14 protein-coding genes and 1 tRNA gene are annotated in these 17,056 nt (G+C 37.3%); 7 read left to right on the top strand and 8 right to left on the bottom strand.

Annotated features, from left to right (window positions below; all coding sequences use genetic code 11):
• Entirely contained in the window at positions 1-1,143 is a 1,143-nt protein-coding gene (locus tag fad_RS05305) for an RAD55 family ATPase (RefSeq protein ID WP_081142464.1), read from the bottom strand.
• Between the two features lie 678 nt (positions 1,144-1,821).
• Here fad_RS05305 and fad_RS05310 point away from each other — a divergent pair.
• The gene (locus fad_RS05310; RefSeq protein WP_009886184.1) at positions 1,822-2,031 is read left to right on the top strand and encodes a DUF362 domain-containing protein; all 210 of its coding nucleotides are present in this window, start codon (positions 1,822-1,824) and stop codon (positions 2,029-2,031) included.
• Positions 2,018-3,208, top strand: a complete 1,191-nt coding sequence (locus tag fad_RS05315) for a digeranylgeranylglycerophospholipid reductase (protein WP_081142466.1) — start codon at positions 2,018-2,020, stop codon at positions 3,206-3,208. The genes fad_RS05310 and fad_RS05315 overlap by 14 nt, the downstream gene beginning before the upstream one ends.
• Position 3,209: 1 nt before the next feature.
• On the opposite strand, the gene fad_RS05320 is transcribed toward fad_RS05315, so the two are convergent.
• The 3 genes from fad_RS05320 to fad_RS05330 all read right to left on the bottom strand — a co-directional run bounded on the left by fad_RS05320 (position 3,210) and on the right by fad_RS05330 (position 6,895).
• Positions 3,210-4,859: a thiamine pyrophosphate-dependent enzyme gene (locus fad_RS05320; protein ID WP_081142467.1), complete on the bottom strand. Its 1,650-nt coding sequence runs from the start codon at positions 4,857-4,859 to the stop codon at positions 3,210-3,212.
• Positions 4,860-5,158: 299 nt separating this feature from the next.
• Positions 5,159-6,532 (bottom strand): signal recognition particle protein Srp54, encoded by a 1,374-nt coding sequence (locus fad_RS05325; protein WP_081142469.1) that lies wholly within the window; start codon positions 6,530-6,532, stop codon positions 5,159-5,161.
• Positions 6,533-6,589: 57 nt separating this feature from the next.
• Positions 6,590-6,895, bottom strand: coding sequence for a transcription factor S (locus fad_RS05330; protein WP_009886188.1), 306 nt, complete (start codon positions 6,893-6,895; stop codon positions 6,590-6,592).
• Between the two features lie 151 nt (positions 6,896-7,046).
• Here fad_RS05330 and fad_RS05335 point away from each other — a divergent pair, with 151 nt between their 5' ends.
• From fad_RS05335 to fad_RS05345, 3 genes are all read left to right on the top strand, one after another.
• Positions 7,047-7,436 carry a CoA-binding protein gene (locus fad_RS05335; protein ID WP_081142471.1) on the top strand — a complete coding sequence of 130 codons (390 nt, stop codon included), beginning with the start codon at positions 7,047-7,049 and terminating at the stop codon, positions 7,434-7,436.
• A gap of 17 nt (positions 7,437-7,453) precedes the next feature.
• A tRNA-Ser gene (locus fad_RS05340) sits at positions 7,454-7,537 on the top strand.
• A 47-nt stretch (positions 7,538-7,584) separates the two neighbouring features.
• Positions 7,585-8,289: an SDR family NAD(P)-dependent oxidoreductase gene (locus fad_RS05345; protein ID WP_081142472.1), complete on the top strand. Its 705-nt coding sequence runs from the start codon at positions 7,585-7,587 to the stop codon at positions 8,287-8,289.
• 306 nt (positions 8,290-8,595) lie between these two features.
• On the opposite strand, the gene fad_RS05350 is transcribed toward fad_RS05345, so the two are convergent.
• The 4 genes from fad_RS05350 to sufC form a co-directional block, all read right to left on the bottom strand.
• Positions 8,596-10,419: an amino acid permease gene (locus tag fad_RS05350; RefSeq protein WP_081142474.1), complete on the bottom strand. Its 1,824-nt coding sequence runs from the start codon at positions 10,417-10,419 to the stop codon at positions 8,596-8,598.
• A 65-nt stretch (positions 10,420-10,484) separates the two neighbouring features.
• Positions 10,485-11,699 (bottom strand): SufD family Fe-S cluster assembly protein, encoded by a 1,215-nt coding sequence (locus tag fad_RS05355; RefSeq protein ID WP_081142475.1) that lies wholly within the window; start codon positions 11,697-11,699, stop codon positions 10,485-10,487.
• Positions 11,700-11,731: 32 nt separating this feature from the next.
• Complete coding sequence (locus fad_RS09300; protein WP_155951131.1) at positions 11,732-14,239, bottom strand: SufD family Fe-S cluster assembly protein; 2,508 nt, start codon at positions 14,237-14,239, stop codon at positions 11,732-11,734.
• A gap of 5 nt (positions 14,240-14,244) precedes the next feature.
• Complete coding sequence (gene sufC / locus fad_RS05370; protein WP_048074108.1) at positions 14,245-14,979, bottom strand: Fe-S cluster assembly ATPase SufC; 735 nt, start codon at positions 14,977-14,979, stop codon at positions 14,245-14,247.
• A gap of 113 nt (positions 14,980-15,092) precedes the next feature.
• On the opposite strand from sufC, the gene fad_RS05375 reads away from it, so the two are divergent.
• Both fad_RS05375 and fad_RS05380 read left to right on the top strand, forming a co-directional pair.
• Positions 15,093-15,752, top strand: a complete 660-nt coding sequence (locus tag fad_RS05375) for a helix-turn-helix transcriptional regulator (protein ID WP_009886195.1) — start codon at positions 15,093-15,095, stop codon at positions 15,750-15,752.
• A 72-nt stretch (positions 15,753-15,824) separates the two neighbouring features.
• Positions 15,825-17,054 carry an Nre family DNA repair protein gene (locus tag fad_RS05380; RefSeq protein WP_081142477.1) on the top strand — a complete coding sequence of 410 codons (1,230 nt, stop codon included), beginning with the start codon at positions 15,825-15,827 and terminating at the stop codon, positions 17,052-17,054.
• The last annotated feature ends 2 nt before the right edge of the window (positions 17,055-17,056 follow it).

Raw genomic sequence — 17,056 nt, forward strand, 5'->3', positions numbered from 1 at the left:
TCACCTTATACTTCTAAACAGGCTGTCATCTGAAGACGGATTTTCTGGTGAGTTGCCTTCAATAGCTTCCCGATTTGATTTTGTTGCTTCCGGTTCTGGCATTTTAAGATTGCTCAAAGGCACTATGCCGTCCGCAGTAATTTTAAAGTCAAATGGATTTGGATCGAAGGCAGTGCCCCTCATTTTTATTATGCTTCCGGTTCTGGTACTTATATCATTCTGCGGTCTATATTCAAGTTTTATAATGCCTGTGGTGTAATATTCTTCAATGCCAAAAATGCTTAAATTGCTATTCCTCAAACCACTTGTAATTAATATTGTGACTCCTTTGATCGCCATGCTATTTAAGAGGAGGTTAACAAAATCATCATCAGGTATAATAAGAAGCGTTATCGGGTCTATAACAACTCGCTTAATATCTTTGGAAATAATAATTTTCTTTAATTCTGTGACCAGTTTTGTGATAAATTTTCTGGAATCTGCTTTTCCCTGCGATATATCAGATTTCATTGACCGTATCTGGTCGGAAATCTCCATTACCTCTATTTTTCTATCTTTGTATGCTTCTGCAAATCCGATATTCATTGTACGTATATTATCAATAAATTGGTCAGGGAAAGTATCGGTAAGTATCATCAAACCCTTTTCACCGATACTGGCACCGTATGAGAGAAAGGTACTTGAGAGTGTTGTTTTACCCACACCTGGTTTGCCAGATATCATATACACATACCCGGGCCTGAGCCCTCCGGATAATTTCGCATCGAGGATAGGAATTCCAAATCTTGCACGGAAAGCATCCGGTGTGGCGATTTCTCGTGGGTCTGATATTATAATACCGTAAATGTTGCACATTTTTTTTACGTACTCGCCAAGTTCAATTTCACTTATTAAAATTTTTCTTGCAATGCCTGCATCTGTAGCCTGGGAATTAAAAACCATGATATCATTCGTTGTGATATCTGAATTTGCAAGCTTTACGGCGATTTTATCTTCCCCTGAAGCAATTATATAATCAAATTTATAACTTAATCCAGATGCACCCTGAACTGCCATTCCCCCAACTACCTTAACTTTGTGTATATCAAATTGAAATTTTTGCAAGGCAATTTGCGCCAGGATATCATCATCCAGTTCTATCAATAGGTGTCCTATATCAAATAGGCATATAAATTTTTTTAAAAAACATAGATAAATATCATTAAATAACCCTGTATTATCAAAGAAAATCTCTTATAAATATTTTAGATTCATAAAGTTTATAAACCAGGTAATCTATTCGTCTCGAAATTTCGATATTGTTTCTATCGAATAAAATTTTTAATATAAAACTATATTAACTATGGAAATCCTGGTTTTAAATATTCCATCATTTAGTTGGGCTGGTTTTGGAAGAAGTAGAAATTATTCTTCTCCTAGTTTCATCAGCATCTGCTCGCAAATATACCCGTTGTGTTGGAATTGATTTTAATCACATTATCCAGATGATAGGTAAAATATATATCTACAATATCATCTTTTTCAGATATAACTGTAAATTGCACATTTATTTAAATATGCTCTCTTTACAATTATATGCCGGAGGAATTTTTGCCGGTATATGCAATATAATCATTGTCTATAAGTTATTTTGATATAGAAACTGCATTATGCACTGAAGCAGGTATATAGAATTGACACTGTTATACAGTGTATAATATAAACCTTCAGGTAGTATCAGAAAAATCAAATAAATTCTATAATAAACAGGAATGAACTAATGACTATTGACTGTTATAGTCAAAAGCAAAAAATAGATATAGGTATGTAGCTTTTACGCTTATGGAAGTGAAAGTTAAGAGCGAGATGGATGTGGACAGAGGGCTTTGCGACTATTGCGGAGCCTGCGTTGGAATGTGCCCCACAGACGCGATTAATTTAGATGAGACCGTAATAGCTATAAATGAGGATAAATGCATAAAATGCGAATTTTGTGTAATTGGATGCCCTACCGGGGCAATATCAGCGGAGTGGTTCCATGCTAAACTATGATGTTCTTGTAATAGGTGCAGGTCCAGCAGGAAGTTCTGCTGCAAGATATGCATCAAGATACGGATTGAAAACGTTGCTTGTTGAAAAAAGGCCAGACATAGGGTCACCGGTAAGATGCGGTGAAGGAATTTCAAAAGCATGGATGCCAGAAGTAGATATAAAGCCGGAAGCACACTGGATATCAGACGAAGTCAAAGGAGCGCGTATATATGGGCCATCAGAAAAAAAGCCTATTATGCTCACCGCCGAGAGTGCAGGGAATGAAGTTGGATTTGTTGTTGAGAGAGATAAATTCGACAAACATATTGCCACACTTGCAGCAACTGAAGGGGCAGAAATATGGATAAAATCTCCTGCTATGTCAGTAATAAAAGAAGGGAACAGAGTTGTTGGCGCAAAGATAAGGCATAACGGGGAAGAAGTAGAAGTGCGCGCAAAAATGGTAATAGCAGCAGACGGATTTGAAAGTGAATTCTCAAGATGGGCTGGATTAAAATCACCTATTTTGAAGAAGAATGATATAATATCTGCACTGGAATACAGGATGGAAAACGTTGATTCTAATGAGGATTTCACAGACTTCTATCTTGGCTCTATAGCACCAGCAGGATACCTCTGGGTATTTCCAAAGGGTCCGCATGAAGCTAATGTTGGAATCGGCGTAACAATAACAATGATGAAAGACAGGCTTGACGTGAAAAACTATCTTGATTCCTGGATTAAATCACATCCTGCATATAGCAAGGGTAGAATAATCCAGCAGATAAGTGGCGGAGTTTCAGTTAATAAGGTAAAGGATAAGATGAGCCTTCCGGGTCTTCTTGCAATAGGAGACGCAGCAAGGCTTATAGATCCTATTACCGGTGGCGGTATAGCCAACGGAATGATATCCGGAAAGTTTGCAGCCCAGGTCTCAAAGAAAGCGATTGATGAAAATGATTTTTCAGAAGAAATGATGAAGAATTACGATCTCATGGTAAAGGACAAATTCGAGAGGAAGCATCTGAGAAACTGGTTTGCAAAGGAAAAATTGGGTACACTTTCAAATGAGACACTGGACAAGCTTGTTGACGTTGTTGCTGACGTGAAAATGACAAGTATATCTGTTGAAGAAATATTGAAAGGAGTCCAGTTAAAATATCCCGAACTTGTTTCACAGCTGGAAGACCTGATTTAAATTAATCTTTTGTTTCTAATTTTTCTTTTAATATTGATGTTACATATTTTTCTGCAACTTTGAAATTAAGTTTTGGAGGCATCGGAGTTTCGTTTGTTTCGGTCACAACATCAAGCACTGCCGGCCCATCGTATTTAAAAAATTTATCAAGCCCTGTATCCAGTGCTTCTACAGTATCAATCCTGATCCCTAAAATACCGATTGATTCTGCAAGTTTTGAGAAGTCAGGGTTGTATAAGTCCACGCCATATTCCGGATATCCCATTACCTCCTCCTCAAGTTTAATCATGCCCAGTATGCTGTTATCATATACAATTAATTTAACCGGCAGATTATACTTTTTAATGGTAATTAATTCCATCATAGTCATTGCAAAGCTGCCATCGCCTATCAGGCCATAAATTTTTTTCCCTGATGCAAAGGCAAGACCTACTGATCCTGGAATTCCGGAACCCATGGTACCCAACCAGGATGAAAAATAAAACTTATTGTTGTTACCTGCCTTAAGAAAACGGTTTGACCATAGGGTTACATTGCCCGTGTCTGTAATTATTATTGCATCATCTTCAATTTTCTTTGATATTTTATCTGTTAAGAGTTCAGCCCTTATAGGATTTTTATTGTTACTCGCGAGTCTGGCCATATCTTCTGACCATTTTGTCTTTTCGTCCTGCATTTCCTGATAGAATTTTTTATCCTTTTTATTTACATTTATGTTATCAAGGAAATATTTTATATCGCAGAGATAAGAATAATTTGCCTTCATTATTTTATTCAAATCATCTATGTTTGTATTCACCTGGATATTGTCTACCTTTTTCAAAAACTGTGTGTATGGAAATATGGTACCCAGAAATATTATTAAATCGGATTTTTCTATTGCTTTGATAGATGGCTTTGTACCCAGAAGCCCGATGCCTCCCATCACCTTTTTATCATTATCGTTGAACACGCCCTTGCCGTTCAATGAATATATTATCGGAGCTCCTATCTTTTCGGCAAATTTGTCTATTTCTCCACGATAGTTTCTGGAACCACCACCGATCATTATAACCGGTTTATTTCTATTATTAATCAAATTTACAGCCTCATCAAGGCCTCCGGGGTTATAACTTACAGGATTAATGTAATATGATAAGTCCTCTTCTTTGCATGATTCCATTAAAATATTTACTGGCATGTCAATATGCCCGACGCCTTTCTTCGTTATAGCCTCTCTGCAGGCTTTCCATATTAAATAATGTGCATTGTCCGGTGTTATAATTCTCGCATTGAAGACAGAAACGTCATCAAATAATTTAACCAGGTTTACTTCCTGAAAATAATCATGATGCAACAGTTCTGTTTCCACCTGACCTGTTAAAGCTATTACAGGAACATGCTGCGTTTTTGCATCGTATAATCCGTTTAGCAGATGTATTGAACCGGGGCCTGAAGTTCCCATACAGGCTGACAAATTCCCCGTATATTTTGATTCGTATGAAGCACTGAGGGCACCGCCTTCTTCATGCCTTACCTGAACATATTTTATATCTTTATTTCTCCGTATTGCATCGATTATAGGATTTAGGGAATCACCCGGAATTGCATATATTCTTTTTACACCGAAGTTTACGAGTGTTTTAATTATTACATCTGCTACAGTTGACATAATATATTGATAATTTTATCTTTTATAAATCCTTATGTTTAATACATTTATTAACTTCTCAACGGGAATTTCCATGATACTGGTAGATCTTGCAAATGAATATTATAGGTAGTGTTATAGTATATCCGGCTAGCATAATAGGTGCTGTTGAATATTTTAATATTCTGTTTCCGTTTTAAGTAACTGGTTTGCTACCAGGTACACAGTTTCATATCAGATTTCATTGTGCATTTTAATGAACATAGCCAGCACAAATTATTCGCTTATATGTTTCTGGCATAAAAAAATAAATTTTAATTTTATAACATTTTTGATTCCAGGTCATCGAGGCTGAAATTCCCGCCTTTGAGCTGGGTTTTTAGCATTTTCTTGAAATTTCTGTTCTTTTTTATGCTTTTCATGTTTTTCTTCATGGCGTTATATTCTTTAAGCAACTGGCGTACGTTTTTCTCACCCTGGCCGGAGCCTGCGGCAATTCTTTTTATGCGTTTTGCATTCAATACATCCGGGTTTTCCAGTTCATAGAATGTCATTGAATCGAGTATCACACGGTAAAGCCTTAATTTCTCATCTGCCTGGTCCAGTTGCGATTCGTCAAGTTTGTTTCCTCCCGGCATTTTCCCAAGTGGGAGTGCTCCGAAGAATTTCTTAAGCAACCCTGGCTTGGCAAATTTTTCCCAGACATCATACATATCTTTTAAATCAAATTTTCCTGACATGAGTTTATCCAGTGAAGCTTCAGCTTCTTCTTCAGTTATGTTTGTTTCCTTAACTACTTCCATAAGGGCGTCTATATCGCCCATACCCAGTAGCCTTGACAAGAACTTTTTGGGATTAAATATCTGGATATCATCCATGTGTTCCCCGGTTCCAATAAAATATACCGGTGATTGTATATCCGCAACTGCGCTCAACGCACCGCCAGCCTTTCCAGTACCATCCATCTTTGTAATAATTACTCCATCTATATTTACAGCATCATGGAGGGTTTTTGCCTGCGGGCCAGCCTGCTGTCCAAGTGTTGCATCTATAACAAAAAGCACCGTATCAGGATTGATTTTTTCTTTAATTTCATGTACTTCATCTATTAATTCCTGATCCAGTGAATCCCTGCCGCTGGTATCGATAATTTTTATTTTGAAGTCTGCAAGTTCCTTTATGCCGTTTCGAACTATTTTAAGGGCGTTTTTTTCTCCCTTTTCACCGTAAAATCCACAGTTCACATCTCCGGAAATCTGCTGGAGTTGTTCAAATGCCCCCGGCCTGTGGACATCGGCAGCTATCAGCCCTGTGGATAAGCCTTTCTTCATAAAAAGTCTGGCAAGCTTTCCTGCTGTTGTTGTTTTACCATTTCCATACAAACCCACAAGCATAATTGTCTGGGGCTTAAGATCGAAATTTGAATCTGTGCCAAGTATTTTTAGAAGCTCTTCGTAGATAACACGTATAATATAATCCTGCGCTGTCATGCCTGCAGGGGGCTTTTCATTTAATGCCCTTTCCTGGACTGTATTGGTTAACTTTAAGACAAGTTTAACGTTCACATCGGCTTTTAATAAGGCTCTTTGAATTTCTTTTGTGACCTCTTTTATAGTATCCTTGTCAATAAAACTTGAACCAGATATTTTACGCATAATGCTCTTAAGTGACTCTGATAAATTGTCTAGAACCATAAGCAAACATCAAAATATATTATTTAATTTTTTGTAAAATTCTATAGAGAATATAATTCAATACTCTCTCCACCTATGCCCGCAGGACTCACATGTATAAAACTTTGTTTCAGGTTCATCTGCAGAACGTGTTTGCTTGAGGAGATAATAAGCTCCTGTATGATGGCATACAGGGCACACGGCATCGCTATCAAGTGGTTCCGCGTTTACTTCCTTGGCCACCATTATAATTTCTTTATCTGAACTCTTTGATATAATCTTCTGGTCAGCTGTTCCAGCTTTTGGAATTTCATTGCCACAACTGTTGCAGATATATTTATCCCTTGATGGTGTCATGAGTGCACCGCATTTAGAACAGAACATATGTACTCTATTTCAAAACGATATTTAAACATTGTTTGTTACTGGATTTCTATAGATAACCGCAGTATACATACTCTGATTATTTCCATATTCCTGTAACATTACAATTAGATTTAGATACCTTTAATAATAAATTTAACGATTCCTGATTATGACTACAGAGGAAATATTAAAAAAATACAGGGATATCGCTGTTGTAGGGATTTCCGATAAGCCTGATAGGGCAAGCTATCAGGTTTCAAAGTATCTTATGGAAAACGGATATAACATAATTCCTGTTAATCCGGCCCTGGAAAAATGGGAAGGAAAAAGAGTTTATAAGGATGTAAAGTCCATTGATGGAAACGTGGATGTTGTCGATATATTCCGCAAACCTGAATTTGTTGAAGAAATAGTGAAGGATTCAAAGGGAAAAGCAAGGGTAATATGGATGCAGGAGGGAATAGTAAATGAAGATGCAAAAAAACGTGCAATGGATATGGGAATGGAAGTTATAATGGATAAATGCATGAAGAAAGAACATGAAAAATTAAATAAATAATAGAAATACTGGATCAAGCTGGGATAGCCTAGCCCGGTAAGACGGTAGATTCGAAATCTACTGCTAGAAATAGCTCGGGAGTTCAAATCTCCCTCCCAGCGCTTTTAAAGTTCTAATAAATATATATACAGCATAATCATATTTAACTATGAAATCTAATATTGTTATAGCAGGTATTGGAAAGGGAATGGGAAGTTCTCTCGCATATTATCTAAAGGATGCAGGTTACAACGTTTTTCTAATATCCCGTGGAAGCAATGTAAAGGAAGTTGCAGGCAAAGCTGGATGCGAGTTTTATAATGCAGATTTGAATTCATATCCACAATGCGTGGAAGCCATTAAGGCAGCGGATCGAACAATGGGGGGCATAGATGCAGTTGTCAATGTTGCCGGAAATTATTATTCAAATCAAAGTATTGAAGAAACAGAGCCAGAAATGTTCATGGATGCAATTTTGAATAATGCAAGGACATTTTACAATATTGCCCGTGCAGCACTTCCTTTGCTTAAACGGCAAAAACATGGCTCCATAATAGGTTTCTCCGCTTCAGAAAATGTGTATTACAATTCAAATCCAGGATATGCATCAGGAAAGGGGGCAGTTTATTTCATGGTGAAAAGCCTTGCCAGGGAACTTATTAAATATAACATAAAAGTTAATGGAGTTGCTCCAGGATTCATAGGAAAGAATGATGATGAAATAAAATCAAATATAGAACTCGGAATAGCCAGGAGATATCCGCCAGATGATATTAACAGAACTGTAGAATTTCTGATCAACTCTGAAATGGTCACAGGAGAGATTATACCAGTAGCCGGGGGCCATGACATAAATTTGAATTCCGGCATATAAATGTATAATTACAGTACATGATTTAATAACGCAATATTTCATGTTAAATTATCCTACGCAGTGAATATATTTATTAAAATATTTTTGTGCATGCATACATTTATATTTTTATAACAAAGTTAATCTAAATTTTAGGTCTTTGTCTATAATTATTGCAGTTCCTTATTCTCTCAATTTTTTTACATTTTTAAGAACACGAAAACATACGATTCGGACATAAATTTTTTTTTTCTTAATGTTGTGTATACCGCTTAAATTACATCTATATTAGTGCCACGGGCAAGCACTGGAGTTGTGGACATATATTTACTCAACTGCGGGCTTATCCGTACTCGCGAGCTTTAATAGAATTTCCCTCTCTGTGATTGTGCCTGTACATTTTCCTGACCCGTCAACAATTGAGAGGATATTTACATTATTTTCCTTGAGAATTCTGACAGCGTCTGTTACCTCATCATTAACACTTATGTTGACAACTTTTTCAAGATGCATCTGATTTACTTTCCCACGATCGATGGCGTCTTTAGGGAGGAGAAGTATGTCGATTACATACAAAGTTCCAACAGGCTTCATGTTCCCATCAAGAACTATTGCATAGGGTATGTTTTTAGAAAGTAGTTTTTCCAGAGCAGCCCTTAATGGATCGTTAATTCCAACAATTACATCAAGTCCAGGGATTCTTGCGTCCATAACCTTTATGTTCATTAGATTTTCAGCAAGTATTTTTCCTTCTTTGCTTATATCCATCATATCATCCGATGTTTTCAATGTAATTGCTTTTACTTCGGACAATATAAATCCTACCACAATCCAGACCAGAAATAGTAATGTGTACCATGATACAGTAGAATATGCTGAATAGACAAGCACTATAGAGCTGATAATAGCTGCAACCAGGGCGAGTATTACCTCTTTAAAATCTTTTATGTAAGAGTATATGCCTTTTTGTGTACGTGATATCAGCCTTCTTCCACGCCTTAGCCCTATTCTGATAAGGGAGAAATTGGCACTGACGTGTATAAATAATCCCCCAAGGGCAGATATTGTTCCAAGTAATATAAAAGCGGTTTCTACTGTTATGTAATGCATAATAAGCAATGGAAGTGCAACCATTATAGCGCTCACTGCGAAACTGGCAACAATAGGATTGTCTTTTACTTTTTTTGCGAAAATAGAGGGGAAAGATTTATCATATCCCATTCTGAAAAATGTACGGGATGCGGCAGACCCGAATGAAAGTATAGCTAATATAGCATCGTTGATTGTTGCTATCCCTGCCGCATAGTAGAGGTATATTCCGTATTTCCCAAAATTGTGCAGAATAATGCCTATAACAGGCAATTTATCACTGGTTGGAATAGCGATATTAGTCTGCAGAATGAGATTGGCAAATGCATAGATCATCAATGTTGCCAGGGTGCCACCGATTAGTATAACAGATATAACGCTACGCCCTACAACTTTCTTCGGATTGGACACCTCGCCTGATACCGGTGCTATGGAACCATACCCTGTAGGAATTCCCATGGCAAATAATATCCCGAGGGCAAAATCGCCACCGCTGATGTGGTATACGGCTGGATTTGGAATGTATGCAGCACCCTTTGTCACTACAAATGATATTACTACTATAGCCAGCATGAGAGATATTTCAATTGCTACGGCATAGAGTGCATATCTGGAAGAAAGCTTTATTCCTACAATAAGGAATGTAATAGAGGGAATTATTATGAGAAGAAAGGCATAATACTCTGAAATGCCCAGTACGGTGACAATTATAAATATTGCACCGGTAAGATAAGCAAGGGCATAAAGGATCGAATAGAAGATGTACATCCACCCTGTATCAAACCCTATTCTTGCAGATAATGCCTGAAAAGCGTATGTGTAATATCCACCAGATGACGAAAATCTTTTGGATAATTGTGTTACAACGAGCCCGTTTACAAGCACCAGGAGCATACCAATGACCATAACTATTGGAGCGTCAAATCCTGCAAGTGTTATTGCAAAAGCTGCGTATGTGAGTATACTTAAAAGTGGAGACATGCCGCCGAATGAAAGGAAGAAAACATCCTTGAAAGTTAAGTGCCTTGTAAGTTCACCGTTTTGCGGTGACGTTTCTGTCATCCGTTCATAAGTATATCAATGTTATAAAAGTTTATCTTTTACAGAAATAAAATTCATTAATAAAATTAAAGTTTTAAAATATCTTTTATAGTAGCCTTAAGGAACTCGTTGTCTGTTATATCTTCAATATATCCTGTAAAGCCATTTATGATCATATCAGTTGCTTCCGCCTCGCTCAATCCCCTGGATCTCAGGTAGAATATCTGCTCCGGGTCAAGGCTGGATATTGATGATGAGTGCTTTGACTTTGTATCGTTGTTTTTAATCAATAATGCTGGCTTTGAGTTTCCCTTTCCGTTTTCGGACATAAGCAATATGGCTGAACCATAAAATCCAGATGATTTTACACCTTCAGGCTCTATATCTATATTTCCCCTATGCATGGTGGAACTCCTATCCAGAACAACGCCCTTTATATTTATATCACAGTTTGAATACTTTCCGTACTGCACACTTGAGTCCCATATATCCATTTCCTGGTCACCCCTTGAAACATTGACTCCATATGATTTCATTGTTGTGTTGTCGTACATTTCACTTTCGTGGTTATAAAAGACCTTGTTTGCGCCTGCGTTAACATCTATTATCCTGATTTCTGAATCACGGTAAAGAACCGGTCTTACATAGGTTAAGTTGACTGTATCTTCCCCCTCATCCTGGACATAGTTGTATTTCACATGGGAACCTTCCTCGCAGAATATGTATATATTCCTTCCATGGACGCCATTTCCCTTATTGTGCTTCTTGTATACATCTGTGATCTCAACCGATGCATTTTTTCCAACTATGATAACATTTTTGAAGGCAAATGACGCATTGGAATCCTGTATTGATTCTATTTTCACATCGGTGGTGGTATTATCAGGAAAATGTATAAAGTATCCGTTTTCATAGGAAAAATTGATCAGGTATTCCCTGTTATATTTGCCTAACTGCTGGTCAACATACTTTTTGAACAGGTCCTTTTTCTCCTCAAATGCGGTTTTCATGTTTGAAATGTATACTTCCTTTTTTTTCCCGCTTATAATAAAATCAGAATCAGTTACAACGAGATCATAATTACTATCAATTTTTTCATCTTTTTTGATAGAAACTGATAGCTCTCCGTATGCCATCCTTTCAAGGTCTTTTTCAGTAATATTTACATAGGTTTTTTTGTCCGGGCTTTCCTTATAAGACGGGTCAGGATATTTTAAATAATAAATATAAGCCTGTTTTCTATATTCTATATCAAAATCTCTAAATCTTTGATTTAATGTTTCTAAATAATTCTCTATCATGTTAATCACCGGTATAAATTAAAAAAAATGGTTTATCCCACAGCTCCCATTTTTGACATTTCGAGTTTTACGAGCCTGTTCATTTCCACTGCAAACTCCATAGGAATTTCCTTCATGATATCATCCATAAACCCGAGAACGATCATAGATGAAGCTTCATCTTCGCTTAATCCCCTTGATCTCAGGTATGTAAGCTCATCTGTACCTATCTTTCCCACAGTAGCTTCATGGCTGAATTCAGCAGTTGGCTCATATATCTCATCGTAGGGATATGTGTAGTTCTTGGAATCGCTGTTTATCAACAGGGCATCACACTGTACATGGCTTTTAGCGCGCTTTGCACCTTCATTCATCCTTACAAGGCCCCTATAGGCGGTAAGCCCGTTATCAAGGCTGATAGATTTTGATACTATCCTGGATGTAGTATCCGGTGCCAGATGCAACGCTTTTCCTCCTGCATCCTTGAATGTGTCCTTAGTTGCAAGGGTTATCTGGAGATTTGATGTGGATGCGCCCCTCCCCCTGAGGTATGATGATGGATATATCATGGTTACTTTGGATCCCAGTTCACCTGTTACCCAGTCCATATGTGCATTTTCATCAACCCATGCCCTTTTGACGGGTAAATTATATACACTATCAGACCAGTTCTGTACACTTGTGTACTTTACATCAGAATTCTTCCTGGCGTATATTTCCACTATTGCAGTGTGCAATGAACTTGTGTTGTATTTCGGAGCAGTGCAGTTATGGACTGCGAATCCTTTTACCAGATAGGAATCGTCTGTTTCTACTTCCATATTGTATACGATGTCATCATATACTTCGGCTTCCATTTTCTTTATGGGAACATAATAGTAGTTATCTTTATGCCTTACCCTGCTGAATTTTATGTTCTCTGTATACTCTACGATGTATTGTTCATTTCTTTTTATGTTTCTGCCCAGTATTACATCATCTGAAGCTTTCCTTATCATTATGCTGGCAAATGTGTTATTTCTCGATAACATTTCCTGTAGCTGCAATGCAAGCACTTTGCTTGCTGTGCCAGCACGGATCATTTTTGATTTGCCCTTTTTAATGTATACGTTGCCATCCCCTTTCAGGTAATAATCGATCAATAGTTTCTGTTTTTCCGGTGGCAGTTTCATTATTTTTTCAGATAATGCCTTTTTGTCTGCATATTTTCCAGCGTTATTTAAGCAGAAGTCTATCAGTGTTTTTGAGTATGTGGATACTGTGTAATATTTTTTATCCGCTTTGAATATATTTGCCTGCTCGCCTTTAGCTTTTATTATATTATACAATTCATATGCAATTTTTTCTTCTTTTTCTGATAAACCAAATGAGAAAGACATCTGATATAAATTCAGAGATTTATTGAATGATATTGAACCTTCTGCGGTATAAAGGCCAAGAATTTTAAGCATGTCATCATCTATGGAAGCGTCATCTTCTGTTTCAACAGGCGATACATAAACGATAAAGTCTCCTTCGCTCAATTCATCCATTCTTCTGTATTCCGGTATGGCTTCCATCAGCTTTTTTGTTGATATTTCGTAATGCCCATCCCTTATTCTTGACGTTACATCCTCTTTCTTTATACTTAGAACAGGATGTTCTGATGTTGCCCTGAAAGCATTTCCAGGTGATAATGGTGTTATTTTATACATCAAGCCACTGTATGGATGCACATATTTGCGTGTAATCTTTCTTTGATTGCCGGTGTTTGAGACTACTGAATCATCTGTCAATAGTTCATTTATTGGCACAAATTTATCGCCCTGGCTGATCAATTCATCCTCAGGCAGGCAGCCTTCGATATAATGGACTTTTGCACCCTCATCAGCTACAACTATAGTATGTTCAAACTGTCCGCTCTGTTCACCATTCATTCTAAAATATGTCTGCAATGGCATATCTATTGTAACGTTTTTCGGGACATAAAGGAATGACCCTCCTGACCATACAGCACCATTTAAAGCTGCGAATTTATTATCACTGGGTGGAATAGCCCGGCAATAGTAATCTTTCACAAGGTCCGGATGCTCCTGTACAGCGGTATCAAGGTCGGTAAATATTACACCCTTGTCTTCCCATTCCTTTCTCAAGCTCCCGTAAACGCCTTCACTGTCATACTGGGCAACAGACCCTGCAAGATATTTCTGCTCCATCTGTGGTATGCCGAGTTTATTGAATGTTTCCTTGATTTTATCAGGCACGTCATCCCAGTTTTTTGCTTTGGTTTCCCCTGGCTTTGAATAGTATGTCAGTTCATCAAAATTTATTCCCGATAGGTCTGGCCCCCATGTTGGCATGGGCTTTGAAAGGAAAATGTCAAGCGCTTTAAGCCTGCTCCTCCTCATCCAGTCAGGTTCATGCTTGATATCTGATATTTCTTCTACGGTCTTTCTATTCAAACCTGTTCCTGTTGAATAAACGGGATTTATTGTATCGTGGAATTCAAAATCTGACTTTTTGTTGTGCTTTAAACTTTCAGTAAGTTTTTCTATTTCTTCATCTTTATTGTAGTCTTCCATTTTTATCACTCCTTTATCCAGTCGTATCCTTCATCTTCTATTCTATCGGATACTTTGTTATCACCATTCATTACTATTCTGCCATCCTTTAACACATGGACAAATTCAGGGATAATGTCCTTTAATATCCTCTGGTAATGTGTAATTATGAGAAATCCTACTTTTTGATCATGCATTTTCTTGATTTCAGCTGATACAAGTTTCAGTGCATCCACATCAAGTCCGGAATCAATTTCATCCAGTATTACTATTTTTGGCTTCAGTATAACCATCTGTAGAACTTCAAAACGCTTTCTCTCTCCCCCGGAAAAGCCATCATTTATAGATCTTGATATAAAGGATTCGTCCATGTCAACATCTTTCATTACAGTTTTGACCATATTAAAAAATTCCTTAAGTGGCATCTTTTCATCGGGATATAGATTATTGTATGCCATTCTAAGAAAAGTAGATATTTTTACCCCACTTATGCTAATTGGATTCTGAAAAGCCAGGAATAAACCTGCCCTGGCACGTTCTTCCGGCGTGGCGTTTGTCAAGTCCCTGCCATTTATCAGGATCTTTCCGCCTGTGATTTTATAGTTAGGATGCCCTATAAGTACCTCACCAAGGGTACTTTTGCCGGCCCCGTTAGGACCCATTAAAGCGTGAATTTCGCCTGAGTTAATAGTAAGGTCAATACCCTTTAGTATTTCTTTGCCTTCTACTTCGGCTTTAAGATTTTCTATCTTGAGTGCCATATCTGTCATTATAGATTCATTACAAATTGGTATTTAAACATTTTATTATGTATAAAGTAACTAAAGTACATATAAGTATAAATATTAAATTAGAATATATATTTAGTGATTGTATGGAAGTAATAGTTAATGATTATCTGGGCAATAGCAAAAGCACTATACTCAGTTCTCTACTATACGATGATAAAACACTCGATCAATTATCCGAGATTATGGGTATTAACAAAAATGCAGTCCAGGAGCATATCTATTATCTTGAAACACATAATCTTGTTTCATCTTATTTTGTCAGAGCTAAAACAGGAAGGCCAAAAAAATATTATAAGTTAACAAAGAATGGAATGCAAATTTTCCCAAAACAGTATATCAATTTTTCATCTATGCTTTTAAAAGAAGTAGAGAGAGAACTGGGGACTGTAGGATTAAATAAAATTCTCATGCGGATGGCAGAAGACATTATAAAGGAAGTTACATCAGATAACATGTCGCTAACATCACTGAACAGGGAAGAAAAACTTGAAAAAATAGGTGAATACGTTAATATTCTGAACAAGCTTGGTTATTATGCAAAGATGGAAGTGGATCATGACACAGTTAAAATCATCAGGCATAACTGTATTTTCTACGAACTGGCAAAAAATAATAAAGACATGGTCTGTGGCTCACTTGAAGGTTCAATGCTGCCTAACACTTCAAATGAAGGTTTCAAGCTAATTGAGAATTTTCCTGATGGGGACAATAAATGTGTTGTTGAAATTACACTTTCTCCATAATAAAATATAAAGTTTATAGAAGCTGGCAATATTGAAAAGGGTTAATATAGTATTTAGAATTAATAAGGTTACATGGGAAAAAAGCTGGTTAAAATTCCACCATCGTTATGCGTAAAATGCCGCGGTGCAAAGATGCTATGCGGTCTTTCATATTGCCCTGTTTCTATTGTGGACAGGGTTAAAAAAGTTTATACATTCAATGGAAATTCAATTTCAGGTTCCTCACCGCCATCGCTCTTTGTTGGCAGGTATGGCTACCCAAAAATTAATATTTATCCGTCAACACCCCCTTTCTCCGGTGATACAGCCTATATGGAGGACGAGTCAAAATGGCTTTCCACAGATTTGAATGAGTTTCTCTCCAGCAGGCTTTCACTCTTAAGGGGTGGAATTAAAATTGAAGCAACGAAGGCTTCAGACCCGGACTACAGGCTCCAGGAAATCCAGATAAGCTCATTATCATCCAGGCCTGTGGATGTTGAGATGACTGTGGAAAAATCATTTAAAGATAATGTTGTGCTTGATGAAAATATAACGCCTATGGGGCCATCATCGCCACTGAAGAGCATTAAATTCGGGAATTATCATATAGATAACAGGATTGAAAAGATATACTATGATAAGGATCTGAAGGCAGGAAGTGGAATACTGAAGCTATATGAAAGGGGAATTGGAATTAATGGGATTTCCAAGGCCCTCAGTTCAGGTTCCCTTGGAACAGGAAAAAAGAGGAGGATAGTGCCAACCAGATGGTCAATAACGGCTACGGATAAATCAATATCTGATAATTTAGTGGAAGAGATAAAGGATTACAGGGAAATAGATGAATTTGAAGTTTACATAAGGGAAACCTCAGGCAATTTATTTATAGCAATACTGGCACCTGGTCAGTGGATGTTTGAATGGGGCGAATCATGGTTCCCGGGAAGCACATGGAATAGTTTTGGCGATTCTGTTGAAGTTGAACTTGACTATGAAGGGTATTACGGAAGGAAGACATATCCGGGAATAGGCGGGTGTTATTATTCTTCCAGGCTTGCTGTTGCAGAGAAATACAGGGAAATCAAAAGAACCGGGTCAGCGATGCTCTGGAGGGAGATATATCCCGGTTTTAATATACCTGTAGGGGTCTGGTATGTAAGGGAAAATGTCAGGGAATTGCTTAAAGGAAAGCCGGAGAAGTTCGATAATATACAGGATGCAATAAAATATGTTGGAAAATTTACAAAGGTTGACATAAAGGCATGGAAAGCAAAATCAAACAATTTAAAATATCTTGTGTCCAGCCTTGATAATTACTGATA

The organism is Ferroplasma acidiphilum, from assembly GCF_002078355.1.
GTDB classification, from domain to species: Archaea; Thermoplasmatota; Thermoplasmata; order Thermoplasmatales; family Thermoplasmataceae; genus Ferroplasma; species Ferroplasma acidiphilum.